The sequence below is a fragment of the Mesorhizobium sp. P2_B11 genome (genome assembly GCF_056404855.1).
Map to the genome: position 1 here is coordinate 293,675 of NZ_JBFUDF010000002.1, position 24,201 is coordinate 317,875.

The 24,201-nt window shown below is 64.5% G+C and carries 22 protein-coding genes; 17 read left to right on the top strand and 5 right to left on the bottom strand.

Going from position 1 to position 24,201, the window contains the following annotated elements; all coding sequences use genetic code 11:
- Nucleotides 1-174: 174 nt before the first annotated feature.
- Entirely contained in the window at nucleotides 175-942 is a 768-nt protein-coding gene (locus AC1DYJ_RS05820) for an SDR family NAD(P)-dependent oxidoreductase (protein WP_477288767.1), read from the bottom strand.
- Between the two features lie 233 nt (nucleotides 943-1,175).
- Here AC1DYJ_RS05820 and AC1DYJ_RS05825 point away from each other — a divergent pair, with 233 nt between their 5' ends.
- A complete protein-coding gene (locus tag AC1DYJ_RS05825) occupies nucleotides 1,176-1,331 on the top strand; it encodes a hypothetical protein (protein ID WP_477288768.1) in 156 nt (51 codons plus the stop codon).
- 163 nt (nucleotides 1,332-1,494) lie between these two features.
- Nucleotides 1,495-2,451 (top strand): LLM class flavin-dependent oxidoreductase, encoded by a 957-nt coding sequence (locus AC1DYJ_RS05830; RefSeq protein WP_477288770.1) that lies wholly within the window; start codon nucleotides 1,495-1,497, stop codon nucleotides 2,449-2,451.
- Nucleotides 2,452-2,650: 199 nt separating this feature from the next.
- Here the strand turns inward: AC1DYJ_RS05830 and AC1DYJ_RS05835 are convergent, their stop codons facing one another.
- On the bottom strand, nucleotides 2,651-3,319 hold the full coding sequence (locus AC1DYJ_RS05835) for a cysteine hydrolase family protein (RefSeq protein ID WP_477288869.1): 669 nt from the start codon (nucleotides 3,317-3,319) through the stop codon (nucleotides 2,651-2,653).
- Nucleotides 3,320-3,663: 344 nt separating this feature from the next.
- On the opposite strand from AC1DYJ_RS05835, the gene exbB reads away from it, so the two are divergent.
- The 14 genes from exbB (at nucleotide 3,664) to AC1DYJ_RS05905 (ending at nucleotide 18,756) form a co-directional block, all read left to right on the top strand.
- Nucleotides 3,664-4,620, top strand: a complete 957-nt coding sequence (gene exbB, locus AC1DYJ_RS05840) for a tonB-system energizer ExbB (protein WP_477288772.1) — start codon at nucleotides 3,664-3,666, stop codon at nucleotides 4,618-4,620.
- Between the two features lie 6 nt (nucleotides 4,621-4,626).
- Nucleotides 4,627-5,088, top strand: coding sequence for a TonB system transport protein ExbD (gene exbD, locus AC1DYJ_RS05845; RefSeq protein ID WP_477288774.1), 462 nt, complete (start codon nucleotides 4,627-4,629; stop codon nucleotides 5,086-5,088).
- Nucleotides 5,085-6,023 (top strand): energy transducer TonB family protein, encoded by a 939-nt coding sequence (locus tag AC1DYJ_RS05850; RefSeq protein ID WP_477288776.1) that lies wholly within the window; start codon nucleotides 5,085-5,087, stop codon nucleotides 6,021-6,023. Before exbD ends, AC1DYJ_RS05850 begins: the two co-directional genes overlap by 4 nt.
- A 199-nt stretch (nucleotides 6,024-6,222) precedes the next feature.
- Nucleotides 6,223-7,317 carry a transporter substrate-binding protein gene (locus AC1DYJ_RS05855; protein ID WP_477288778.1) on the top strand — a complete coding sequence of 365 codons (1,095 nt, stop codon included), beginning with the start codon at nucleotides 6,223-6,225 and terminating at the stop codon, nucleotides 7,315-7,317.
- A complete protein-coding gene (locus AC1DYJ_RS05860) occupies nucleotides 7,314-7,928 on the top strand; it encodes an ANTAR domain-containing response regulator (protein WP_477288780.1) in 615 nt (204 codons plus the stop codon). The genes AC1DYJ_RS05855 and AC1DYJ_RS05860 overlap by 4 nt, the downstream gene beginning before the upstream one ends.
- A 19-nt stretch (nucleotides 7,929-7,947) precedes the next feature.
- Complete coding sequence (locus AC1DYJ_RS05865; RefSeq protein WP_477288871.1) at nucleotides 7,948-8,814, top strand: ABC transporter permease; 867 nt, start codon at nucleotides 7,948-7,950, stop codon at nucleotides 8,812-8,814.
- 13 nt (nucleotides 8,815-8,827) lie between these two features.
- A complete protein-coding gene (locus AC1DYJ_RS05870; protein WP_023815305.1) occupies nucleotides 8,828-9,748 on the top strand; it encodes an ABC transporter permease in 921 nt (306 codons plus the stop codon).
- A 43-nt stretch (nucleotides 9,749-9,791) separates the two neighbouring features.
- Nucleotides 9,792-11,435 carry an ABC transporter substrate-binding protein gene (locus tag AC1DYJ_RS05875; RefSeq protein ID WP_477288784.1) on the top strand — a complete coding sequence of 548 codons (1,644 nt, stop codon included), beginning with the start codon at nucleotides 9,792-9,794 and terminating at the stop codon, nucleotides 11,433-11,435.
- Entirely contained in the window at nucleotides 11,425-12,369 is a 945-nt protein-coding gene (locus tag AC1DYJ_RS05880; RefSeq protein WP_477288786.1) for an acetamidase/formamidase family protein, read from the top strand. Before AC1DYJ_RS05875 ends, AC1DYJ_RS05880 begins: the two co-directional genes overlap by 11 nt.
- Nucleotides 12,370-12,532: 163 nt before the next feature.
- Nucleotides 12,533-14,299 (top strand): ABC transporter ATP-binding protein, encoded by a 1,767-nt coding sequence (locus AC1DYJ_RS05885; protein ID WP_477288788.1) that lies wholly within the window; start codon nucleotides 12,533-12,535, stop codon nucleotides 14,297-14,299.
- A gap of 417 nt (nucleotides 14,300-14,716) precedes the next feature.
- Nucleotides 14,717-15,667 (top strand): hypothetical protein, encoded by a 951-nt coding sequence (locus AC1DYJ_RS05890; RefSeq protein WP_477288790.1) that lies wholly within the window; start codon nucleotides 14,717-14,719, stop codon nucleotides 15,665-15,667.
- Complete coding sequence (locus AC1DYJ_RS05895) at nucleotides 15,655-16,548, top strand: ThiF family adenylyltransferase (protein WP_477288792.1); 894 nt, start codon at nucleotides 15,655-15,657, stop codon at nucleotides 16,546-16,548. Before AC1DYJ_RS05890 ends, AC1DYJ_RS05895 begins: the two co-directional genes overlap by 13 nt.
- Nucleotides 16,545-17,756 (top strand): hypothetical protein, encoded by a 1,212-nt coding sequence (locus AC1DYJ_RS05900; RefSeq protein ID WP_477288794.1) that lies wholly within the window; start codon nucleotides 16,545-16,547, stop codon nucleotides 17,754-17,756. Before AC1DYJ_RS05895 ends, AC1DYJ_RS05900 begins: the two co-directional genes overlap by 4 nt.
- A 1-nt stretch (nucleotide 17,757) precedes the next feature.
- Entirely contained in the window at nucleotides 17,758-18,756 is a 999-nt protein-coding gene (locus AC1DYJ_RS05905) for a nitroreductase family protein (protein WP_477288796.1), read from the top strand.
- Between the two features lie 69 nt (nucleotides 18,757-18,825).
- On the opposite strand, the gene AC1DYJ_RS05910 is transcribed toward AC1DYJ_RS05905, so the two are convergent.
- From AC1DYJ_RS05910 to AC1DYJ_RS05920, 3 genes are all read right to left on the bottom strand, one after another.
- Nucleotides 18,826-22,251: an acyl-[ACP]--phospholipid O-acyltransferase gene (locus AC1DYJ_RS05910; RefSeq protein ID WP_477288798.1), complete on the bottom strand. Its 3,426-nt coding sequence runs from the start codon at nucleotides 22,249-22,251 to the stop codon at nucleotides 18,826-18,828.
- Between the two features lie 93 nt (nucleotides 22,252-22,344).
- The gene (locus tag AC1DYJ_RS05915; protein ID WP_477288799.1) at nucleotides 22,345-22,632 is read right to left on the bottom strand and encodes a YiaA/YiaB family inner membrane protein; all 288 of its coding nucleotides are present in this window, start codon (nucleotides 22,630-22,632) and stop codon (nucleotides 22,345-22,347) included.
- Between the two features lie 94 nt (nucleotides 22,633-22,726).
- Nucleotides 22,727-23,413, bottom strand: coding sequence for a PspA/IM30 family protein (locus tag AC1DYJ_RS05920; RefSeq protein ID WP_477288800.1), 687 nt, complete (start codon nucleotides 23,411-23,413; stop codon nucleotides 22,727-22,729).
- A 108-nt stretch (nucleotides 23,414-23,521) separates the two neighbouring features.
- On the opposite strand from AC1DYJ_RS05920, the gene AC1DYJ_RS05925 reads away from it, so the two are divergent.
- Nucleotides 23,522-24,130 (top strand): TetR/AcrR family transcriptional regulator, encoded by a 609-nt coding sequence (locus AC1DYJ_RS05925; protein ID WP_477425984.1) that lies wholly within the window; start codon nucleotides 23,522-23,524, stop codon nucleotides 24,128-24,130.
- The last annotated feature ends 71 nt before the right edge of the window (nucleotides 24,131-24,201 follow it).

The following is a 24,201-nucleotide window of genomic DNA, read 5'->3' on the forward strand; positions in this document are numbered from 1 at the left end:
AGAGGTGTCGAGCGCAGCTCGACGGAGTGGGGGTCGACCCTCAGCGCGATGTAGAGAGATTCTTGTGCATCCGTTGGCGACGGTTGCCAGGTGGTTCCCCCACTCCGTCGCTGCTTCGCAGCGCCACCTCTCCCCCCTCCGGAGGGAGAGGAAGGGCGCCAAACCTGGAAACCCTCACATCGCGGTAAAGCCGTTATCGACGAACAGATGCGTGCCGTTGACAAAGCTGGACTCGTCGCTGGCCAGATACAGCGCGGCCCTTGCGACCTCTTCCGGCTCGCCGATGCGGCCCTGCTGCGCGGCCAATGCGGCGTCCGAGACGTCGACGCCGAGTTTGCCGAGATCGGCCACCTCACGCAGCCCATGTGGGGTGCGGATGAAGCCGGGGCAGACGGCGTTGCAGCGAATGTTACGGTCGCGGAACTCCACCGCAATGGCGCGCGCAAACATGTGGCAGGCGCCCTTGGTGGTGTCGTAGAGCACCTCCATCGGTGTCGCCGCCACCGCCGAGATCGACGAGGTGCAGACGATCGAGCCGCCGCCGGCCGCGATCATGCCGGGCAGCACGGCGCGGGTCATCAGGAACATCGAGCGGACATTGACGGCGTGCAGCCAGTCCCATTCCTGCACCGTCGTTTCCAGGAACGGCTTTATGACGATGGTGCCGGCATGGTTGAACAGCACGGTGGCCGGGCCAAGCTTGGCTGTTGCGGCTTTCACCGCCGCCTCGACCTGTGCCTCGTCCGAGACGTCGGCGACGAAATGTTCGGCGACGTGCCCGCGCGCGCGTATCGCGGCTGCGGTGGCGGCCGCTGCCTCGCCATTGCGGTCGATGATCGCCACTTTGGCGCCCTCGGCCGCAAACAACTCCGAGGCCGCTCCGCCCATGCCCGTCGCGCCGCCCGAGATGATGGCGACCTTGCCGGCCAGTCTTGCACCCATGTTTTGTTCCCCATGCCCTGATTGAAATCGTCCGCTTTACGCCGGAATGGTGATGCTATCCCCGATGCGAAGGCCGGCCAAGCTGGCTGGTCGCTTGCCGCGAATCGCGACCTCCCAGCAATCTCAAACCAATTCGCACTGAAGATTGAGAAAATTGTTCTGCGTATTGCCGGAAAATAGCAATCGACAAAGTCTACTGATTTTATAGATTAACCGGCGAGACGGAGGTCGATATGTCCTATATCCAGAACGCCGAGACGGATCGCAGCAGCCAGAGGCTGGCCAATGCCCAGGGTTTCCGCCCGGCCTATGCAGGCGCTTTCGCCTATCTCGTCTTTGCCCTTGCGTTCGCGTTCACCGGGGCAGTCGTGCTCGGCCTGATCCCCTGATCCGTTCATGCCGCCTGATCTGTCCAGGCTAAGAAGGGTGGCGACCTACCGCCGTCAAGTGAGTGACCGGAGTTGATGAACCGAACGCGGATGCGCTTTGGCGTGGGCCGCTTTGTTTTATGCATGTGGGCGACATGCATCCAACGTGATGGAGGAGATGGCAATGCCGATCGAGTTCACGCATGTTCCCGGTAAAACGCAGGCCGCCGACGCCGGTTCGGCCGTGCCTTTCTTCTATGATTTCGTCGAGACGGCGACAAAGCTGTCGCTGATCGAGGATTCCGGCTTCCAGAAGATCGTCGTCGACGACCAGGCCGGGCTGCTGACCAATATGGACATTGCCGCCCAGGCGCTCGACCGCACCTCGTCGCTGGAAGTGGTGCTGACGCATTGGGCCGGCGTGATCGCGCCCGCGGTTGCGGCGCGGCAACTGGCGGCGTTCGACGCCAGGAGCGGCGGCCGGCTGTCGCTGAGGATGCTGAGCGAGCCGCTGGACGACGACGATGCCGAAACGCGCCCGGTCGGCCACACGGTGGTCTGGCAGCGCATCGACGAGTATCTGGTGCTGTTGAAGCGGCTGTGGTCGAATGACCGGCCGTTCGACCATGAAGGCGCTTTCTACAGCATCAAGGGCGGCTACGTGCCGCGCAAGGGACCGGATGGCGTTGCCGTGACCATACGCATGGGCGGCCAGTCGGGCACAGCCCTTCGCGTCGCCGGCCGCCATGCCGACGTCTTCGAGTTGGCGCCGGGCTCGCTCGACGAGATCCGCCAGTTGATGGAACGGGCGCGCGGCGCCGCCGCCGAGCACGGCCGCGCCGGCAAGCTGCGTTTTGCACTTCCGATTCGAATTCGCTCGGAGGGCGATGCGTCCGCGGCCGGCCACAAGGCGGTCGAGCTTTCCGGACCGCCGGCGCAGATCGCTTTGTCGCTGCTGCCCTATGCGGCGCTCGGCATCAGTGAGTTCATGATCGTCGGCGTCGACAGGCCGCGCGAGATTGCCAGCATCGCCCGCGAGACGATCGCGCTAACGCGCAACTCGCTGGCGCGCCGTGAAGCCGAAGTGCCGCAGCCGGGTGCGTTTGCATCGCGGGGCGGGTCGGACATTCACGCCGGGTAGCAACTTGCCAAAGCTGGCGGGACAGCACCCCCCTCTGTCCTGCCGGACATCTCCCCCTCAAGGGGGGAGATCAGCAGTTTTGACCGCGCCGCCGTTCCTCCAACATTAGTGACTAGCGGAGGCAGTGATGACAGCCAATCTCCCCCCTTGTGGGGGAGATGGCCGGCAGGCCAAAGGGGGGTGCTGACCCTCCCAACCTCTAGTCAGCTTTCAAACTCGCCAGCGCCTCCAGTACCGCACCCGATTCCGCCAGCGCGCCGAAAACGCCGTCCTCCACCGTCACCATATGCAGCGCCGCTTCATGCGCGTACTGGTCGCCGCTCGCACACGCATCGCTAATCGTCAGGCACTGGAAATTGCGGTCGCAGGCCTCGCGCAGCGTTGTGTGGACGCAGACATCGGTCGTGCAGCCCGACAACATCAAGTGAGTGATGTTGCGCGCGCGCAGCACCAGCTCCAGGTCCGTATAGGTGAAGGCGCTGTTGCAGGTCTTGTCGACGATAATGTCCTCGGGCTTGACCTCGATGTCGGCGACGATCTGGAAGCCAGGGCCGGAGCGCAGCAGCACGTCGGTGCCGTCGAGCCCGGCGCGCTGGCGCCGCCATTTCTCATAGGGCGTCATGTCGGCCATGTCGCCGCGGTAGCCCTGCCTGGTGTGGATGATGGTCAGGCCCGCCGACCGTGCGGCCGCGATCAGCCGGTTTACCGTCGGCAGGATCGCGCGCAGCGGTGCAGGGTCATAACCCTTCCTGGCGAAATAGCCTGTCGGCGACAGGAAATCTTCCTGCAGGTCGATGACCAGCAGCGCGGTGTTTGCCGGCACCAGCCGGCCGTCATAGGGGAAATCGAACGGCGTTGCCTTGATCATCGATGCGTGCCTCGATTGCTGCCTGGCATCGTGGCCCAGCAACGCCGCCGCCGTCCATCCCGCAGTGCGACGCGGCATGCCAGACCGACACAAAGACGATGCACCGGTTGACACATCGCACCAAAGACTGTTGGCCAAAAAGCCATCTTGTTTGTTGACTAGTAAACTCATGTTTTATAGTCAAGCGGGGGCACGGCCGCCTGAAGTGGTTTCCAGCGGCTGTGCCACGTTTGAGAGAAGGCCAGAATCCGTGGCTGGTATTTTTCAGGGTCGAGATGGGGTGTTTGCCCGTCCCGTCATCGGCCGGCCCATCGGTGCGTGCAACGACGAAGCGAGGACGAAGCGTGTCCACAAACGGTCTTTTGGCGGCGCTGGCCGCGGTTGTGCTGTCGGCCGGCAGCGTTGTGGCGCAAGAGCAGCCCGCCACGCAGCCTCGGGTGACGACGGAACCGGTCGCGCCAGCCGCAACCACCCAGCCAGCGCCGGTCTCGCCGCCAGCGGCAGCAGAACAGGCGGCACCGACTGCGCCTGTCGTGCCCACCGCGCCAGCCGCCGGGCAAGCAGCGCCGTCCGAGCCTTCGGCTGTTTCGCTGACCCTGCCGCACGATCTGTCGCCCTGGGGCATGTTCATGGCCGCCGACATCATCGTCAAGGCGGTGATGATCGGGCTCGCCTTCGCCTCTCTCGTCACCTGGACGGTGTGGTTGGCCAAGTCGTTGGAAATCCTGTTCGGCAAGCTCAGCGCCCGTCGCGCCGCGCGCGCCATCGGCAATGCCGCCACCTTGCTGCAGGCCGGGCGCGCGCTTGGCAACAGCGGCGGCCCCGGCGCGCTGCTGGTGCAAGCAGCCGAGGAAGAGGCAGCGCTTTCGGCCGGTGCGCTCGACCACGTCACCGGCGAAGGCTTAAAGGAACGCGTGACCTCGCGCCTGTCGCGGATCGAGGCGGCGGCGGCGCGGCGCATGTCGCGCGGCACCGGCGTGCTGGCGACGATCGGCTCGACGGCACCCTTCGTCGGCCTGTTCGGCACCGTCTGGGGCATCATGAACGCCTTCATCGGCATTTCGCAGGCGCAGACCACCAACCTCGCCGTCGTCGCACCCGGCATCGCCGAGGCGCTGCTGGCGACCGCCATGGGCCTGGTCGCGGCTATTCCCGCTGTCGTCATCTACAACGTCTTCGCGCGCTCCATATCCGGCTACAGGCAGATCCTTGCCGATGCCTCGGCCGGCGTCGAACGGCTGGTCAGCCGCGACCTCGATTTCCGCACGGTGCCGCAAGCGCCCGCGCTGGCGGCGGAGTGATGGAGCATGGCGTCTAGAGTTCGCGAAAACATCGATGGCGATCTCGAGGAAAACCACGAGATCAACGTCACGCCGTTCATCGACGTCATCCTGGTGCTGCTGATCATCTTCATGGTCGCGGCACCGCTGGCGACGGTCGACGTCAATGTCGACCTGCCGGGTTCGACCGCAACGCCGGCGCCGCGGCCGGAAACGCCGCTGTTCCTGACGCTGAAGGACGATCTGACGCTGGCAATCGGCAATGACAGCGTGCCGCGTGCCGCTTTTGCCGCAGTGCTTGACGGCAAGACCAAAGGCGACAAGCAGACACGCATCTTCCTGCGCGCCGACAAGGCGGTCGGCTATGGCGAGCTGATGGAGGTGATGAATCTGCTGCGCGGCGCCGGCTACCTGAAGATCGCGCTGGTCGGGCTGGAGACGGTGCCTGTGGATTCGGCCGCGCCGCCGCAACCAGGCGCTGCCCCATGACGCATCTGGCTGCCGCCGTTCCCATGGCCGATTCGCCGCGAACCGGCGTGCGCGAGATCGGCTTGTGGACAGTGGCAGCCGTGCTCATTGTCGGCGCGCATGTGGCGATCGCCTATGCCGTGCAGAGTTTTAGCCTGGCCAACGAGATTGATGGCGGCCCGCCGCCGGCGGTGGCGATCGAGCTGTCGCCGATGATGGTCGCACCGGCAGTGCCGGAGGATTCGGTCCCCGACGTAGTGACGCCCGATCAGCCGACCCTGATCGAGGAGACCGAACTAAAGCCCGTCCTGGAGCCGGAGCCTGATCAGCCGGAGCCGGTCACCGAGGAGGCTGAACAGGTCCAGCCCGACGAACCCGCACCGGTTGAGACAGCCGCGGCCGAACAACCTGACCAGTCGCCGCTGGACGAGGTCGTACCCGACATCGTCCCGGCCGTAGCGCCGGACGTGGTCATTCCGCTGCCGCAGGCCAAGCCAGTGGAGGACAAGCCGGTCGAAAAGGCGAAGCAAGCGGTCGAAAAACCCAAACCGCGCCCGAAGAAAGAAAAGAAGGAAAAGGCCGCGCCGGCGAAATCGGTCGTGACCGCCAGCGTCGATGCGAAGGCGGCTGCCAAAGCATCCGCGCCGAAGGCGTCGCAGTCGAGTGGGTCATCCGTCAGCCCGGCCAAGTGGAACTCGCAATTGATCGGATGGATCAACCGGCACAAGCGTTACCCTTCCGCGGCGAGGTCCAGAAAGGCTGAGGGCACCGCCAATGTGACCTTCGTCGTCAGCAGCTCGGGCAAGGTGACCTCCGCCCGACTGACGCGATCTTCGGGTGACGCGGACCTCGACCGTGCTGCGCTCAGCGTCCTGCAGGGCGCCACGGTGCCGGCGCCACCGCCCGAGAAAGCCGGTACCTCTGTCGTTGCCCCTTTCGCGTTCACCCTGCGCTGACTGGAATCAGCTGGACAGGGCCGACCCCATCGCTCGGGCGCGCCACCCGTATCGGCTCGCCCACTTTCCCGCTTGACTGACCAGCCGGAGCGAATACGCTAGCGCAAAATACCGGCCCTGCTCGCCGGGCGGCAAATATGCCTCGTATGCCTCGCCCTCCGGCGCTGGCTGCGGGGCATTGTCATTTCTGGGGTTGTGTTTGAAACGGCGTATCGAGATCGGCATCCTCTATTCTCGCTCGGGCAGCTACCAGCTGGTCTCCGATGCGTGCCGGATGGGCGCCATGCGCGCCATTGCCGATATCAATGTCGATCGCAGCTCAGGCATCGAGCTGGTGCCGGTCGAGCGCGATCCGCAAAGCAATGCCGACCGCTATGCGACGCTGTGCGAAGACATTTTCAGGACCAGCAGCGCTCGCCATGTCGTCGGCTGCGTCACCTCGTGGAGCCGCAAGGAAACGATCCCGGTGCTGGAGAAGGCCGGCGGCATGCTCTGGTATGCCTGCCCCTATGAGGGGTTCGAGGCCAACGAGCATGTCGTCTACATGCACGCTTGTCCCAACCAGCACCTGGTGCCGCTGATGGCGCATGTCGTTCCGCGCTTCGGCGCCAACGGCTTCCTGCTCGGATCGAACTATATTTGGGGCTGGGAGATGAACCGCGTGGCGCGCGACCTGATCGCCGACGCCGGCGGCAAGGTGCTGGGCGAGCGCTATCTGCGCATCGGCGAGACCGACGTGTCGCGGCTGATCGCCGAGATCCGGGCGACGCGGCCAAGCTTCATCCTCAACAATCTGATCGGCACTTCGTCCTACGCCTTCCTGGCGGCCTATCGCGACCTGGGAGACGAGGATGCCGCCTTCCGACCCGAAAACTGCCCGGTCATTTCCTGCAATCTCACCGAGGGCGAACTGCCGGCGATCGGCGAAACCGGCAAGGGGCATCTGTCGGTCGGGCCGTATTTCGCGCCGCGGCCGGCCGCGTTCGCCTCATCCTTCGAGGCCTCCGCCTATGCCTCGGTGCAGGTGATGGCCGACGTGCTGTCGCGTAATGCCGATGCCGGCCCGGCAGAATTTTCCAAAGCCTTCGCCGAGCGGCGCTTCTCGACCCGGCTCGGGCCGATCGCCATCGACGCCCACTCCCAGCACGCGACGCTGCCGGTGATCATCGGGCGAATCGCCGACGGCTTCTTCGACGTCGTGAGCCGCGAGGACGAAGTCGCGCCGGATCCCTATCTGTCGCGCTACGACCCTGCCAAAACGTTCGGCCGGCCGCGCCTGAGGGTGGTGTCGTGACCAGGACACGCATCCCCAATCTCGGCGGCGCCAGGGCTTTCATCCTGCATCGCCCGCACCCGACGGTGCAGGCGATCACCCGGCAATTGTCGGCCATCGGCCTGGTCACGGTCGACTGCTGGCCGGAACTGTCGCCGGAAGTGCTCGCTGCCGATTTCGTCTTCTTCGACGCCGATCTCGGCTTTGACGAGCAATTTCCGTGGAAGGCCGGCGAAGCGCCGATGCCGCTTGTGGCGCTGATTGGTTCGGAGGCGCCGGGCCGCATCGAATGGGCGCTGTCGCACAAGGCCGATGCGCAGCTGCTGAAGCCGGTCGGCAATGCCGGCGTCTACAGCGCACTGCTGATCGCCAGGCAGAGTTTCGAGGCGCGAAAACATTTAGCCGGCGAGATCGCCTCGCTGCGCCAGCGCGTTGCCGAGCGCCAGACCATCGTGCGGGCGGTGGCGGCGCTGTCGAAAGGCAGCGATGACGAGCGCGCCTATGCGCAGCTCCGCTCGCTGGCAATGAGCTGGCAGATCAGCGTCGAGGATGCGGCGCGGCGGATCGTGGCGATGACGGATGAGGAAACAACGGGCGAGGAAGGCGGCGATGACCAGTCCCATCGCGCCTGATCTCCCTGCGCCCGCGCGCATGCCGGCCAAACCGCGTGCTGGTGTCTTGCGCCGGTTGCTCAAGCGCCGCCTAGCAATGCTTGGCCTGGTCATCGTCGCCATCGTGGTCGCTGGCGCGGTGCTGGCGCCATGGCTGACCGGCTATGATCCTAACGAACAGATGTTCGACGGGCTGACCATCGAGGGTTCGCCTTTGCCGCCGAGCGCGCAGTATTGGCTCGGCACCGACCTGCTCGGCCGCGACTTGCTCACCCGCATCCTCTACGGCGCGCGCACCTCGCTGATCATCGGCATTGTCGCCAATGGCGTGGCGCTTCTGATCGGCACGCTGGTAGGCGTCACCGCCGGCTATTTTCGCGGCTGGATCGGCAGCGCGCTGATGCGTTTCACCGATCTGATGATGGCGTTCCCCGCACTGCTGCTCGCCATTTGTCTGGCGGCAGTGTTCCAGCCCAGCCTGTGGATCGTCGCCATGGTCATCGCGCTGGTCAACTGGGTGCAGACCGCGCGCGTCATCTACACCGAGACGTCCTCGCTCGCCGAGCGCGAATTCATCGATGCCGAACGCACCATCGGCGCCGGCGCACCGCGCATCCTGTTTCGCCACATCCTGCCGCACCTCCTGCCGACCATCATCGTCTGGGGCACGCTCGGCATATCGACCACGGTGCTGCTCGAAGCGACGCTCTCCTTCCTCGGCATCGGCGTGCAGCCGCCGACGGCGTCGTGGGGCAACATCATTTTCGAGAACCAGACTTATTTCCAGGCAGCACCCTGGCTGGTGTTCTTCCCCGGTGCCGCGATCCTGGCACTGGCGCTGGCCTTCAACCTGATCGGTGATGCACTGCGCGACATCCTCGATCCGACGCAAAGGGGCCGGGCATGATGGGAGGCCGGTCATGATCGCCTATCTCGGCCGCCGGCTGATCCAGTCGCTGCTCATCCTTCTCGGCGTGTCGCTGATCACCTTCGCGCTGCTTTATCTCCTGCCGGCCGATCCCGTACGCCAGATCGCCGGCCGCAGTGCGACGCCGCAGACAGTGGAGAACATCCGCCAGCAGCTCGGCCTCGACCAGCCTTTCGTTGTCCAGTACTGGCATTACCTGACCAAGCTCGTGAGCGGCGATCTCGGCCGCTCCTATATCCAGCGCTCGGAGGTTACCGAGCTCATCGTCTCTCGCCTGCCGGCCAGCCTGCTGCTGATGGTCGGCGCGATCTTGTGCGAGTTGCTGATCGGGCTCTCGATGGGCCTGATCGCGGCCGTCAAGCGCGGCACCGCGACCGACCAGACGCTGATGGTCGCTTCCTTTGTTGGCGTCTCGGCACCGCAATTCGTCGTCGGGCTTTTGCTGCTCTACGTCTTTGCGGTGCGGCTGAGCTGGTTTCCGATCGGCGGCTACGGCACCTGGCGGCATCTGGTGCTGCCGTCGCTGACCATGGGCATACTCGGCGCCGGCTGGTACGCGCGCATGATGCGCTCGTCGATGATCGACGTGCTGCGCCAGGACTATGTCCGCACCGCCCGCGCCAAGGGCCTGGCGCGCAGCGCCATCATCTTCCGCCACGCACTGCCCAACGCCATCTTGCCGGTCATCGCCATGATCGGCATCGACATCGGCATTTTTATGGGCGGCATCGTCGTCGTCGAAAGCGTGTTCGGCTGGCCCGGCATCGGCCAGCTGGCGTGGCAAGCGATCCAGCGCGTCGACATCCCGATCATCATGGGCGTCACGCTGGTCTCAGCCTTCGCCATCGTGCTCGGCAATCTCTTGGCCGACATCATCGCGCCGTTCATCGACCCCCGCATCAAGCTTAGATGAAAAACAACAAACCGAATAACAAAACAGAGAAAGGGAACATGTGATGAAGAGATTTCTGACATCCACCGTCGCGGCCTCAGCGCTCGCGCTGATGCTCGGCATGGCAAGCGCACGCGCCGAAGACGCCGTCGATCCGAACGCCAAGCAGGGCGGCGAGATTGTCGCCACATACAAGGACGACGTCACGACGCTCGACCCGGCGATCGGCTATGACTGGCAGAACTGGTCGATGATCAAGAGCCTGTTCGACGGGCTGATGGATTACGAGCCGGGCACGACCAATCTGAAGCCGGACCTTGCAGAAAGCTATGAGATTTCGCCCGACGGCAAGACCTTCACCTTCAAGCTGCGCCACGGGGTGAAGTTCCACAATGGCCGCGAAATGACCGCCGACGATGTGAAATACTCGCTCGACCGCGTCACCAACCCGAAGACGCAGAGCCCCGGCGCCGGCTTCTTCGGCTCGATCAAGGGTTATGATGATGTCGCCGCCGGCAAGGCCGAAGGCCTGTCGGGCGTCACCGTCGTCGACCCCTACACAGTCAAGTTCGAGCTGACTCGTCCCGACGCCACCTTCCTGCATGTCATGGCGATCAACTTCGCTCATGTCGTGCCGAAGGAAGAGGTTGAGAAATACGGCGCCGATTTCGGCAAGCATCCGGTCGGTACAGGCGCCTTCAAGCTCGCCGAATGGACGCTGGGGCAGCGCATCGTCTTCGAGCGCAACCCGGATTACTGGCACAAGGGCCTGCCGCATTTGGACAAGATCACCTTCGAGGTTGGCCAAGAGCCAATCGTGGCGCTGTTGCGCCTGCAGAAGGGCGAGATCGACCTGGCTCTCGACGGCATTCCGCCGGCTAAGTTCCAGGAAGTGATGTCCGATCCAGAGCAAAAGTCGCATGTCATCGAGGGCGGCCAGTTGCACACCGGCTACATCACCATGAACACCACCATGGCCCCGTTCGACAATGTGAAGGTGCGCCAGGCGGTCAACATGGCGATCAACAAGGCACGCATCGTCCAAATCATCAATAACCGCGCGGTGCCGGCCAACCAACCGCTGCCGCCATCGATGCCGGGCTACGACAAGGAATTCAAAGGCTATCCCTATGACGTCGCCAAGGCCAAGGCGCTTCTTGCCGAGGCCGGCCATCCCGAGGGCTTCGAGACGCAGTTGTTCGCCATGAACACCGATCCCAATCCGCGCATCGCCCAGGCGATCCAGCAGGATCTGGCGGCGATAGGCATCAAGGCCAGTATCCAAGCGCTGGCCCAGGCGAACGTCATTGCCGCAGGCGGCGACAAGACCGGTGCGCCGATGATCTGGTCGGGCGGCATGGGCTGGATCGCCGACTTCCCGGACCCGTCCAACTTCTATGGCCCGATCCTCGGCTGTGCCGGTGCTGTGCCCGGCGGCTGGAACTGGTCGTGGTACTGCAACAAGGATCTCGACGCCAAGGCGGCCGAGGCCGACTCGATGACCGATCCGGCGAAGTCTGCAGAGCGCAACAAGATGTGGAGCGATATCTACGACAAGATCATGGCGGATGCGCCCTGGGCGCCGGTCTTCAACGAACAGCGCTTTACGATTAGATCCGCGCGCATGGGCGGCGCCGACAATCTCTATGTCGACCCGGTCCATGTCTTCATCAACTACGACAATGTGTATGTAAAAGATGTGCAATAGCTGCGACTACACCATCCACGGGCGCCATCATCATTTCGGGTGGGACAATTCCTTTGTTCCGGCCGAGCGGGTGGCGCCCGGCTCGACCATAGAGTTCCAGTGCCTCGATGCCGCCGGCGGCCAGTTGAACCCCGACAGCACGGTCGCCGACGTCGCCAAGCTCGACTTCGAAAAGGTCAACCCGGTGACCGGGCCGATCTTCGTCGAGGGCGCCGAGCCGGGCGACGCGCTCAAGGTGACGATCGAGATGTTCAAACCGTCCGGCTTCGGCTGGACGGCGAACATTCCCGGTTTCGGGCTGCTCGCCGACGATTTTACGGAGCCGGCGCTGAACATCTGGAAGTATGATGCCGCATCGCTTGAGCCGGCGCTGTTCGGCAGACAAGCGCGTGTGCCGCTGAAACCCTTTGCCGGTACCATCGGCAATGCGCCAGCCGAGAATGGGCTTCACTCAGTGGTGCCTCCAAGGCGGGTCGGCGGCAATCTCGACATACGCGACCTCGCCGCCGGCACGACGCTCTACCTGCCGGTGGAGGTGGCCGGTGCGCTGTTTTCGGTCGGCGACACGCATGCCGCGCAAGGCGATGGCGAAGTCTGCGGCACGGCGATCGAAAGCCCGATGGATGTCGTGCTCAAGCTCGACCTGGTCAAGGACGCCAGGCTGAAGACGCCGCGCTTCACCACATCGGGTCCGGTGACGCGCCATCTCGACGCCAAGGGCTATGAGGTGACGACCGGCATTGGGCCGGATTTGATGAGCGGGGCGAAGGAAGCGGTCGCGCAGATGGTCGATCTGTTGGCCGGGCGCTACAAGATCGATCCGGTCGAGGCTTACATGCTGGCTTCTGTCTGCGGCGATCTCCGCATCAGCGAGATCGTCGACATGCCTAACTGGGTGGTGTCGTTCTATTTTCCGCGCTGCGTGTTTGAATGATTTTGGGTTGGCGCCGCACCCCCACCCGGACCTTCGGTCCGACCTCCCCACAAGGGGGAGGTAAGGCTCCGGCGTTATACCCTCCCCCTTGTGGGGAGGGTCGCTGCGAAGCAGCGGGGCGGGGGGCGCGACAAAGCGCATCCCTCGCAGGACTACCTCTGCAATGACCGGCGAAACCAAACCCATCCTCTCCATCGCCAACCTCTCCGTCAGCGTGCGCGGCGAGGATGGCGAGCGCGAGGTCGTGTCCAACCTTTCGCTGACGCTGGCGCGCGGCGAGACGCTTTGCATTGCAGGCGAATCCGGTTCCGGTAAATCGATGACCGCGCTGGCGATCATGCAGCTTCTGCCGCAGCCGGCGGCGCGCATATCGTCGGGCGCTATCCGTCTCGGTGACACCGACCTGGCGACGCTCGACGAGCGGCAGATGCGCCGCATTCGCGGCGACCGCATCGCCATGATCTTTCAGGAGCCGATGACCTCGCTCAATCCGGTGCTGTCGATCGGGCGGCAGCTCACTGAGTCCATCGAGGCACATACCAGCCTGTCGCAGGCTGAAGCCCGCCAGCGCGCCATCGAAGCTTTAAAGGCGGTGCGCATTTCGGAAGCCGAAAGCCGGCTAAAGCAGTTTCCGCATGAGCTCTCCGGCGGCATGCGCCAGCGGGTGATGATCGCCATGGCGCTGGCGCTCGAACCCGACGTGCTTATCGCCGACGAGCCGACGACGGCGCTCGACGTCACCGTGCAGGGCGAGGTGCTGGAGCTGCTGCGCGACCTGCAGCGCCAGCATGGCACCAGCGTCATTCTGATTACCCACGATATGGGCGTGGTTGCCGAAATGGCCGATCGCGTCATCATCATGCGGCATGGCCGCATGGTCGAAGAGGGCAAGACATCGGACATTTTCGCCAGGCCGCAGGCTGATTACACGCGCGAGCTGCTGGCCGCCGTGCCACGCATCGGCAGCGGTGTCGGCCGCGAGAAATCCCGGGATGCAGTTGAAATCTCGAAGCCGGTCAATGTCGCTGAGGTCAACGACCTGCATGTTCGCTTCGATCTGCGCGGCGGCATTTTTGGCCAGGTCACTCGCCGCGTCCACGCCGTCGAAGGCGTCAGCTTTTCGATCGCGCCCAACGAGACGCTGGCGCTGGTCGGCGAATCCGGTTGCGGCAAGTCGACCACCGCCAAGGCACTGGCCGGGTTGGTGCCGTATAGCGGCGACATCGTCATTGGTGGGCGCAATCTCGCCGGTCTCGGCCGCGACGAGCGCAAGGCGGTGCGCCGCGACGTGCAGATGATTTTCCAGGACCCCTTCGCCTCGCTCGACCCGCGCATGCGTGTCGGCGATCTCGTTGCCGAGCCACTGGTGATCCATGGCATCGCCTCGAAGGACGAGCGTCGCGACCGCGTGGCGGCGCTGTTCGAGCGCGTCGGCCTGTCGGCCGACCAGATGGAGCTCTATCCGCACGAATTCTCCGGCGGCCAACGCCAGCGCGTCTGCATCGCCCGCGCGCTCGCCTTGCGGCCGAAACTGATCATCGCCGATGAAAGCGTCTCGGCGCTCGACGTCTCGGTGCAGGCGCGGGTGCTTGACCTGCTAAAGGAATTGCAGCGCGAATTCGGCGTCGCCTATCTCTTCATCTCGCACGACATGGCGGTGGTCGAAAACATCTCAGACCGCGTCGCCGTCATGTATCTCGGCCAGATCGTTGAGATGGGTACGCGCGACCAGGTGTTTTCCAACCCGCGGCATCCCTACACCAGGCGGCTGATCGAAGCCGTGCCGGTGCCCGACCCGGCGCAGCGCAGAAGCCGCTTCGCCCGCCTCGACCAGGAGATCCCGAGCGCCACGCGCAAGATCGGCGAGGCGCCGCTGAAACTGGCTCTGAACGATGTTGGCGGCGGACATCTGGTAGCCGCCGAGGGCTGAGGCCGGTTCGGTGCGGCGTTTGCGACCGATTTTCTAATCATCTGTGTTGATGAACGGTCGACCCCCACTCCGTCGAGCTTCGCTCGTGTCCAGCCGATAGATGGGGGAGAGGAATGGCGCGAACTTATGCGGGGCTGGCGCCTTTCCTCTCCCTCCGGAGGGGGGAGAGGTGGCGCCGCGAAGCGGCGACGGAGTGGGGGAAGGCGTTCATGAAACCCACGGCCGGCGCAAGATAGTAACGACGATACGCCGCAATTCTTGCAACTGCTAAAGTATGCCGCCATCGGAATACCGGTATTGCAGCTATTCTTTTACCGTGTTCGCACCAACCAGGCGTTGTCGTCTTCGGGTTTACCGCACCTTAGGCTGACCCGGCCATGATAGATTAGGCGTCGGAGCCCAAGGGGACAGACAATCTTGCTCAAGGCGGTTCTGCAGCTGCTGCCGGGTCGGTTCATGGATGTGCGCATGCGCGTGTCCGATGGCTACGAGACGCGCGTGGTGGAGCGGCCGGGGCGCTGGATGAAGGCTGCCGAACTGGAGCAGCTGAGCAGCGATTTGCGGCTGGTGGCGTCGAAGACGCTGAAGGCCGGCAGCCTAACCTATGGCGTGTTTTCCGGCGATCGCAGCCGGCTGGAGCATTCCATCATCACCATCGTTTATCGGCGCAGTGACGGGCGGCCGATCGCCTTCAACGCACTGGCGTTGATGGACATCACGCTGGCCGGCAAACCCTATGAGGTGCTGCATCTCGGCCTCGTCATGGTCGATCCCGACGAGCGCAGCCGTGGCCTGAGCTGGATCCTCTACGGCCTGACCTGCTTCCTGATGTTCCTGCGCAATCAGCTCAGGCCAATCTGGATCTCCAACGTCACCCAGGTGCCGGCTGTGGTCGGCATGGTCGCGGAAGCCTTCAGCAATGTGTTTCCGGGACCGCATGCCGGCGCGCGGCGCTCGCTGACCCATGTGCTGTTGGCGCGGCAGATCATGGCGCGCCATCGCCATGTCTTCGGTGTCGGCCCCGAAGCCGGTTTCGACGAAGAAGGCTTCGTCATCACCAATGCCTATACGGGCGGCTCGGACGATCTGAAAAAGACGTTCGATGAGGCGGCCAAGCACCGCGACGAGGCCTTTAATGAGTTCTGTCAGAAAGAGCTCGATTACGGGCGCGGCGACGATGTGCTGCAGATCGGCCAGATGAGTTTTCAGGCGGCGCGCACCTATCTCGCCGACGCGGTGCCGCGCGGCTCGCTTGCCGCCCTTGCAGTGGCGGGCGCCGCCGCCACGCTGCAGCGGCTGGTGCTGCCGGTGGTTCACTGGGCCGATTCGAGCCGCCAGTGGAATGTGTTGCGACCATGGACACGCTGATGCCGCCGTTCACCTATGAGGAATTCACGACCCGCAACATCGGGTTCGTGACGGAGGCACAGCAGGCCAGGCTGCGGGACGCGACGGTGTTCGTCTGCGGCACCGGTGGCATGGGGGGGGCCTGCATCATGGCGCTGGCGCGCGCCGGCGTCGGCCGGTTGATCATTGCCGATCTCGACACCTTCGCCATCTCCAACCTCAACCGCCAGGTCTTCGCCTTCACGGGCACGGTCGGCCGTGAGAAGGCCGAGGCGACGCGCGACCTCTGCCTGACCATCAACCCGCAGATGCAGATCGAGGTGCATGGCAAGGACTGGCCGCAGCACGCCAGCGCCGCGATCCGCGACAGCGCCGTCGTCGTCAATGGCACCGACGATCTGGGCGCCTCGTTGCTGCTCTACCGCACGGCAAGGGAACTCGGCCGCACGGTCATCGACGCCTACGCCTCGCCCTTGCCGTCGGTCTATGTGACCAGGCCAAGTGACCCGATGCCGGAGGAGCGTCTCGGCTATCCGACGCGTGGCACCGGCTGGGATGCACTCACGCCGGAGCAGCGCGCCACAGCCTTCCTGCGCGAAGCCGAATATGTCGTGCTTAACTCCTCGTCGCGCCACCATGTCGACCTCGCCATGGCCGGTGAGGTGGCGGCGGGAAAGCGCAGCCGCATGTCGTTTGCGCCGATGGTCGTCACCACCGGCATGCTGATGGCCTATGAGGTCGTCGCCGGCATCCTTGGCAATCCGCATGCCGCCGATTGCCGCGGCTGGTTCTTCAATCCCTACAAGGGCCGTGTCGAGCGGCCGCGCAATGCGCTGGTCGCGGCACTTCTGCGCCCGCTGGTGCGTCGTTTCATGCTCAAGCTGATGGCGGCGGAGCCATGAGCTTCGACGACACGCTCGTCGCCGACACCATCACCTCGCTGGCGGCGCTGGCCGGGCTGCTGATCGTGATATCGATCGTCGGCGGGCGCGACACTGGCGATCCGCTGTCGCGGCGCTTCCTGTTTGGGCTCAGGGTGCTGGCGGTGCTGCTCGCCTGCCGCATCCTCGACTGGACCACCGGCCTCGCCCTCTTCCGCTTCGTCACCATCGCCGCGGCGGGCCTGCTGCCGCTGGCAGCACTTCTGCTGACCGAAGGCCTGCTGCGCCGGCATGCACCGTTTGCGCTCAAATTCTTCGTCGCCGGTGGTGCCGTGCTATTCCTCCTGCTGGCGCTGATCCCGGAACGCTTCGCCGAGCCATGGCGGATGGCGATCCTTCTGGCCTTCCAGTTCGGTGGTTTTCTCGCCACAGGCTGGCTGGTGGTGACGCGCGACCGCGACAGCCTGTCGGCGGCCGAAAACCGCACGGTCGAGCGCATGGCGCTGTCGCTGCTCTTGATCCTTCCCTTCATGGTCACCGACTACCGGCCCGGCTTGTTCGAGGTGCCGGTGCGGCTCGGCGGCATCGCCATCCTGTTCCTGTGCTGGCTGACGATCGGGCTTGGGCGCGCCAGCCTCGGCCATCGCGACACGATCGGCGCCTTCGCCGTCGTCGCGCTGAGCTCGGTTTTTGCCGGGCTGGCGCTGGGCGGTATCGACGATCTCGGCTGGCGTGGCAGCGTGCAGGGCGTGGTGATCGTGCTTTCGGCGACGCTGCTCGCCGTCATCTACAATGACAGCGTCAGCCTCGCAGCAGAGAAGCGCCGCGACTCGCTGCTGAAGCATATGGCGGAGGGCGATCTGACCGATTCGGCGCGTTTTTTGCGCGGGTTGCAGCACCATATCCTTGTCGACGGCGCGCTGATCCTGCCGGCCGCCGACCTCGGCGATTTCGACCTCAAGGTGCTGTCCCGAGCCCTAGAACAAGAGCCCGTGCGCTCGGTCGCCGATATGAAGCTGGATGCACCGGTCGACCAGGACATTCGCGAGCAGCTGGCCTGGCTGTTCGAGAAATACGAGGCGACGCATGTGCTTTTGGCGACGCTCGAGCCGTTCACCATCGTGGCGCTCAACATGCCGGCACTGGCCTCATCGCCGGGGCTGGAGATGGAGCTGCGCGCCGTCCAGCGCATGGCGATGCTGATCTCGCAACGGGAGGCGAAGCTGTAGGATGGACAACGCCTTGCTTTCCCGTGTCGTCGCCACCGCCAATCTGGCGCCCTCGGTGCACAACACGCAGCCGGCGCGCTGGCATGCGGCGAGCGATGGCTCCATCCTGGTCATGGCGGACCTGGCGCGGCATCTGTCGGCCGGCGACCCCTACCGGCGCGACATGGGCGTCTCCTGCGGCACTGCCGTCGAAGGCACGGTGATGGCGTTGGCCGACGCGGGTATCGACGTCGCCGCTGTCGAGGATCTCTGGGCGGTGAATGACACTGTGGCCTTTCCCGGCCACCGGCTGGCGGCGCGGATTGTTCCCGGTGGCACGGCGCAGGCCTCGCCGCTGAACAGCCATGTTGCGAGCCGGTTTACCTGGCGCTCGCATTTCAAACCGGCAGCCATGGACGCCAGCCAGGCGCTACAGGCCTGGGCGAAGGAGACGCAAGACGTAACGCTTGCCCATACGCCTGGCGACATCGCCATGCTGGCGGCGCTGGCCGATGATGCTGGCATGGTCTTTCTGCGCGACCGCGCGTTTCGCCGCGAGCTGGTCGGCTGGATGCGGCTGACGCGTTCCGATCCGCGCTACGACGCCGACGGCCTCAATCTTGATGCGCTGCGCGTGAGCGCACTGGAAGGGCTCGGGGCAAAAATGGTTCTCGGCACCGGCTTGTTCGAGGCGCTTGACGCACTGGGGCTCGGCAAAGCGCTGACCGGCGAGAAATCGAAGACGCAATCAGCGACGGCCATCGCGCTGTTCCACAGGCCGCGCGAGGAGTCGCCCGTCGAGTCCGGCCGCGCCTTCTACCGGTTCTGGTTGAACCTGACGCGGCTGGGTTTCGCGGCCTGGCCGATGGCAGCACTGGCCGATCATGCGGAAAGCGCCTTCATTTGCAGCCGGCATTTCGCCATCCCATCGGAGCGGCGGCTGATCAATGTGCTGCGCGCCGGGGTTGCCGGCGCGGTGCCGAAACGAGCACGGCTGGCGGTTCAGCAGGTCATCGCATAAACGCACGGAGCACAAACAAAAAGGCCGGCGTCGTGCGCCGGCCCGTTTGTGTTCTGTCGAGTGGCCCGGTCAGGCGGCCTTGGTCTTCATGGCTTCTTCGTCACGCACCATTTTGGTCACGGCGGCGAAGTCGAGCTTGCCGGAGCCGAGCACCGGCACTTTCGGCACGACCCGCACTTCGGCCGGTACCATCAGGTCCATGGCGCCATTGGCCTTGGCGTAGGCGAGGAAGTCCGCCCGCGTGGCGCCGGGTGCCTCAGTGATGAGGATCAGCTTTTCGCCCTTGCGCGCGTCCGGCACGGTGGCGACAGCCGAGAGCATGCCCTTCCACAATTCGCCGGCCAGCGCTTCGACAGCCGCCAGCGAGATCATCTCGCCGCCGATCTTGGCAAAGCGCTTGGCACGGCCGCGAATGGTGATGAAGCCGCCCTCGTCGATAGCGACGACGTCGCCTGTGTCATGCCAGCCGTCTTCCAGCGGTTCGAGCACACCGGGCTTCTCGGCCCGGAGATAGCCGGCCATGACATTGGGTCCGCGCACGAACAGCCGGCCGCCATCGTCGACGCCGGGAACCGGGTCGAGGCGATATTCCATGCCGGGCATGATCTTGCCGACGGTTCCGGAGCGGTTGTACATCGGCGTGTTGATGGAGATCACCGGCGCCGTCTCGGTGACGCCATAGCCCTCGAGAATGCGCACGCCGAACTTCTCCATATAGGTCATGCGCGTCGCTGCCTTGACCGGTTCAGCGCCGGCAAAACAATAGCGTATCGAGCGGAAGTCGTAGGGGTGCGCCGTGCGCGCATAGCCCGACAGGAAGGTGTCGGTGCCGAAGATGATCGTCGCGTTGGAGGCGTAGATCAGTTCCGGCACGATGCGGTAGTGCAGCGGCGAGGGGTAGAAATAGACCGGTACGCCCGAAATCAGCGGCAGCACCGTGCCCGCCGTCATGCCGAAGGAATGGAAGATCGGCAGCACGTTGAACACCTTGTCGCCCGAATGGAAGTCGATGCGCGACGCCGCCTGGGCGGCATTGGCCAGGATGTTGCGGTGGGTCAACACGACGCCCTTGGGCGTGCCTTCCGAACCCGAGGTGAACAGGATCACCGCCGGATCGTCGGGCATGCGCTTGGCGCGCGGCGTCGACTTGCGCAGCAGGCCGAGCAGCTTTTCCCTCAGGCTGATGGTCTTCCTGAGATCGTCAAGCCAGACGATGTTCACCGAACGGCCGAGTTCCTCGACCACAGCACCGAGCTTTGCCTGTTCGACGAAGGCGCGAGAGGTGAGCACGGTCTTCACTTCGGCCGCCTTGCAGGCTGACAGGATGTTGGCCGCACCCGCGGTGAAGTTCATCATCGCCGGCACCTTGCCGGCCGACATGACGCCAAGCAGGGCGGCGCAGGCGCCGTTGGCGTTGGGCAGCATGACGCCCAGCGTCTGCTGGTCGGCATACATGTTCTGGAACTTCTCGCCGAGCACGGCGGCGGCCGTCAAAAGCTTGCCGTAGGTCAGCGAACCGGTGACCGGATCCTCGACGGCGAGTTCACCCATGCCGCGTTCGTTGGCGGTCTGGATGATCTTTTCCAGCACGGTCTTGTCGATGTCCTGGGTGCGGAAGACGAGATCCGACATCACCTGGTAGAGGGCGGAACCCGCCGCGGCGCGGCGCTTGCGGCCCTTCAACTCCTGCGGCACTTCGAGCTTGACCGGCTCCAGAATGGTTACCTTGACCTTCGGGAACAGCCGGCGGCGCACATGCTGCGAGCTCAGCCGCGAGAAGTAGGTCTTCTCAAGCCCGTCGATGCGCACCGGCACGACCATCGAGCCGGTCTTGTCGGCGACCATGGCGGCGCCGTCATAGACCTTCATCAGGCCGCCGGTGACAGTGATGCGGCCTTCCGGAAAGATGACCAGCGGATCGCCGCCCTGCACGACCTTGATCAGCGTGCGGGTGGACATCGGCTTGGCTGGATTGAGCGGCAAAGCGCGGGCAAGTTTCATGAACGGCTTCATCCACCAGGCCTGGGCGATGAAGTAGTCGATGGCGAAGACCGGCTCTTCATCGGTCAGCGTCAGCGCCAGCGGACCGTCGAGGAAGCTGACATGGTTGAGCGCCAGGATCGGCGCCTTGCCGGCCGCCTTGAGGTTGTCCATGCCCTCGACCTCCAGGCGCAGGAAGGCGCGGAACAGAATGGAGACGAAATCGCGGAAGGGATTGGTCGGCAGGAATTTCAGCATCAGCCAGGCAGCAATCGCATTGGCCGCGGCGAGGCCGAACAGAATGCCGCCGGTGGAGACTTTCGTCTGGATCACGGCGACGACAATGCCGCCGACCGTCATGAAGCCGGCATTGACGATGCTGACCGCCGCAACGACACGGGCACGGCGCGCCTCGGGCGACCAGGCCTGCACGGCGGCGAAGGTCGGCACCACCAGGAAGGCGGCGGCAATAGCCATGCCGGCGAGGTCGATCGCGACCCGGATGGTGTTCGGGCCGGCGAAGAATGCGCCGAGGGTTTCGGCCGCCGGCGAAGGCGTCATGCTTGAAATGGTCCAGGCGAGATGCAGGCCGAACAGCGCCAGCAGCGCCGTGCCGACCGGCGCCGGCAACAGCACGATGCGGCCCTGCGACATCCAGGCGGCGATGGCCGAGCCGATGGCGATCGAGACGGCGAAGACGGCGAGATAGACGGTGACCGCCATTTCGTTGCCGCCGAGCGAATCCTTGATCAGCGTCGGCAGGATCGACAGCACGATGGCGCCGATCAGCCAGAACCACGACGTCATCAGGCCGGCGCGCCAGATGCGCATGTCGGTGCGCAATTCGGCGACCTGACGCCAGGTCGAGCGGAAGATGTTCTTGTCGATGACGAGGTCGGGTGCAGCCGAACCGGTGGATGGGATGTAGCGGCTGACGAGCCAGCAGCCGATGGCGAGCGCCATCATGATCGGTCCGAACACCGCGACGCCGATGCCATCGGCCGAAACGACGCCGCCGGCAATGGTGCCGCCGAGGATGGCGGCAAAGGTGGCGGACTCGATCCAGGCGTTGGCCTTGGGCAGTTCCTTGCGCTCGAGGTGGTCGGGCAGGATGCCGTATTTGATCGGCCCGAACAGCGCCGAGATGATGCCGAACATCAACAGCGCCACCATCAGCACGGGAATGGACGACAGCGCGATGCCGACGACGGAAACGCCCGCCGCGGCGATCTCGGCGAACTTCAGACGCTTGGCGATGAGGGCCTTGTCGAAGCGGTCGGCGATCTCGCCGCCAAGGGCGGACAGAAGCAGGAAGGGCGCCATGAAGACGGCGCCCGCCAGGGTGACCAGGGATGCCGCCTGGTCCGCCGCCAGCGTGAACAGAATAAGGAACACCAGCGTGTTCTTGAGGAAATTGTCATTGAAGGCGGACAGGAACTGCGTCCAGAACAAAGGCGCAAAGCGCCGGGACGTCATCAGATGAGCTGTGGGACGGTTGATCGGAGCGATTTCCATAGCGGCGACTTCCATTGGGCAAGACCGTCGAAAATCCTGTCTGGATTGATCAGCGGTCTTGCGCGGTTTGAGCCTTGTTTAGCGGGAACCCGATTACACTTCGTTACTGCGGCTGACTTCCATCAGCAATTTCTCGGTCTTGGCGTCTTCCAGCCGGTTGATGAAGCGGCTTGCCTCTTCCGAGTCGCGCAGCGTCTTGGTGATGGTGATCGAGGTGTGCACGAGCATGATGGCGGCCATGGCATAGAACCCCTTGGCGGCGAAGCTTGCCTCCATGAAGTAGATGCCGCCGGCCATCATCGTGGCGGCAACGGCGAAACTGGCCATGGTGAAGGTCTTCCAGGCGCTTGAGTCCTTGGGTGCGTAGGTGTTGGGGGTCATTGGTATGGTCCTTTCGTTTCAGGGTTAGGTTGGTTGGGTGTTTGTCTGTTTCAGGCTGGATACAATCGAGCTGGTATGATCAGGCCGTCCAACATCAGGCTGGCTTGGCCATCCTGGCTGCGAGCCGTTCGAGCACGTCGTCGGCGCTGCTTCTCAGCGGCGCGCCGCAGCCGGCGGCCGCGAGCTTTTCCGAGACCGCGGCCGGATCGCCCGACTGCTCCATCTCGGCCATGGCGGCTGCCGTGGCGTCGATCTGCTTTTGCCGCGTGCGCAGGCGCAGCAGCGTCTCCTCGGCGTCCTTGAGCGCCGAGAGGCTGGAGCCGGGCGCGCTTTCGCGCAGGCGCTGGGTCGAGTCGACGGCGGCCACGATGCGCTGGCCGCGCTGCAATTCGCGCAGGCGCATTTCAGAGACGCGAATGATCCGCTTCAGCCGCTCGATCTCGGTGCTGAAGCTTTTCTGCGCCTCGCTGGAAGCGTCGCGTTCGGCTTCCAGCATGGCGATGGTTTCGGCGGCCTCGCGGGCCAGTTCATTCTGTCCCTGCTCGATCGCGGCGATGGTGCGCTTCTCCAGATCGTCGATGCGGACGACCAGCTTCTTGAACTGCACGACTTCCTGTTCGTTCTGGGCGATGGCAATGGCGACGGCCCGGCGGGCAGCGGCAATCGCATCGGCGCAATCGCGGATCTGCTGGCGCAGGATCACAAGGGCGTTGCGGTCGACGACAGTCTCGGCGGCTTCGTAGCTGCGGCCGCGGACGAGAGCAAAAAACTGTTTCAACATTCCCGTTTCTCCTCTATGAACGTTGTTCACGAATGCAACGTAACACATCGTGAACGGCGTTCAAGAGAAAAATGAACGATGTTCATAAATTTTGGATAAGGATGGTTAATGACGGCAAAACGGGACGCCAAACGCGAGGATCTCAGGGGCAGGCTGATCGAGGCCGCGCAGGCGCGCATTCAAGCTTCGGGGCTCGCCGGGCTGCGCGCACGCGACATCACGGCCGATGCCGGCTGCGCGCTGGGTGCGCTCTATACAGCCTTCGCCGACCTCGACGAGCTCATCCTGCACGTCAATTCGATCACGCTGGCGCGGCTGGGGGCGGCCTTGGAACAGGAAGAGACGGGCGCCGCTGAGCCGAGAGCCAGGCTGAAGGCGCTGGCCAAAGCCTATCTCGGCTTCGCCCGCGACAACCGCATGGCGTGGAAAGCGCTGTTCGAACACCGCATGGCGCCCGGTGTGCCGGTGCCCGAATGGCATCTGGCTGAACATGCGGTGCTGATCCAGCATCTGGTCGAGCCGCTTGCCCAGTTGCTGCCAACGGTGGGATCGCACGATTTGCTGGCCCGCGCACGCACCCTGTTTTCCGCCGTCCACGGCATCGTCGCCATCTCGCTCGAGGACCGGTTTATCGGCCTCGCGCCCACCGACCTCGAAAGCGAGCTGCTGGGTTTCGTCGACACGCTGGTGAGCGGGCTGAAGACGGAAAGAGAATGAGCTGCCACGATCGGCTCTTTGCCGCGCCGATCTCTGCCCTTAAGAAGATGATGGCCGGAATGCCCTATGGA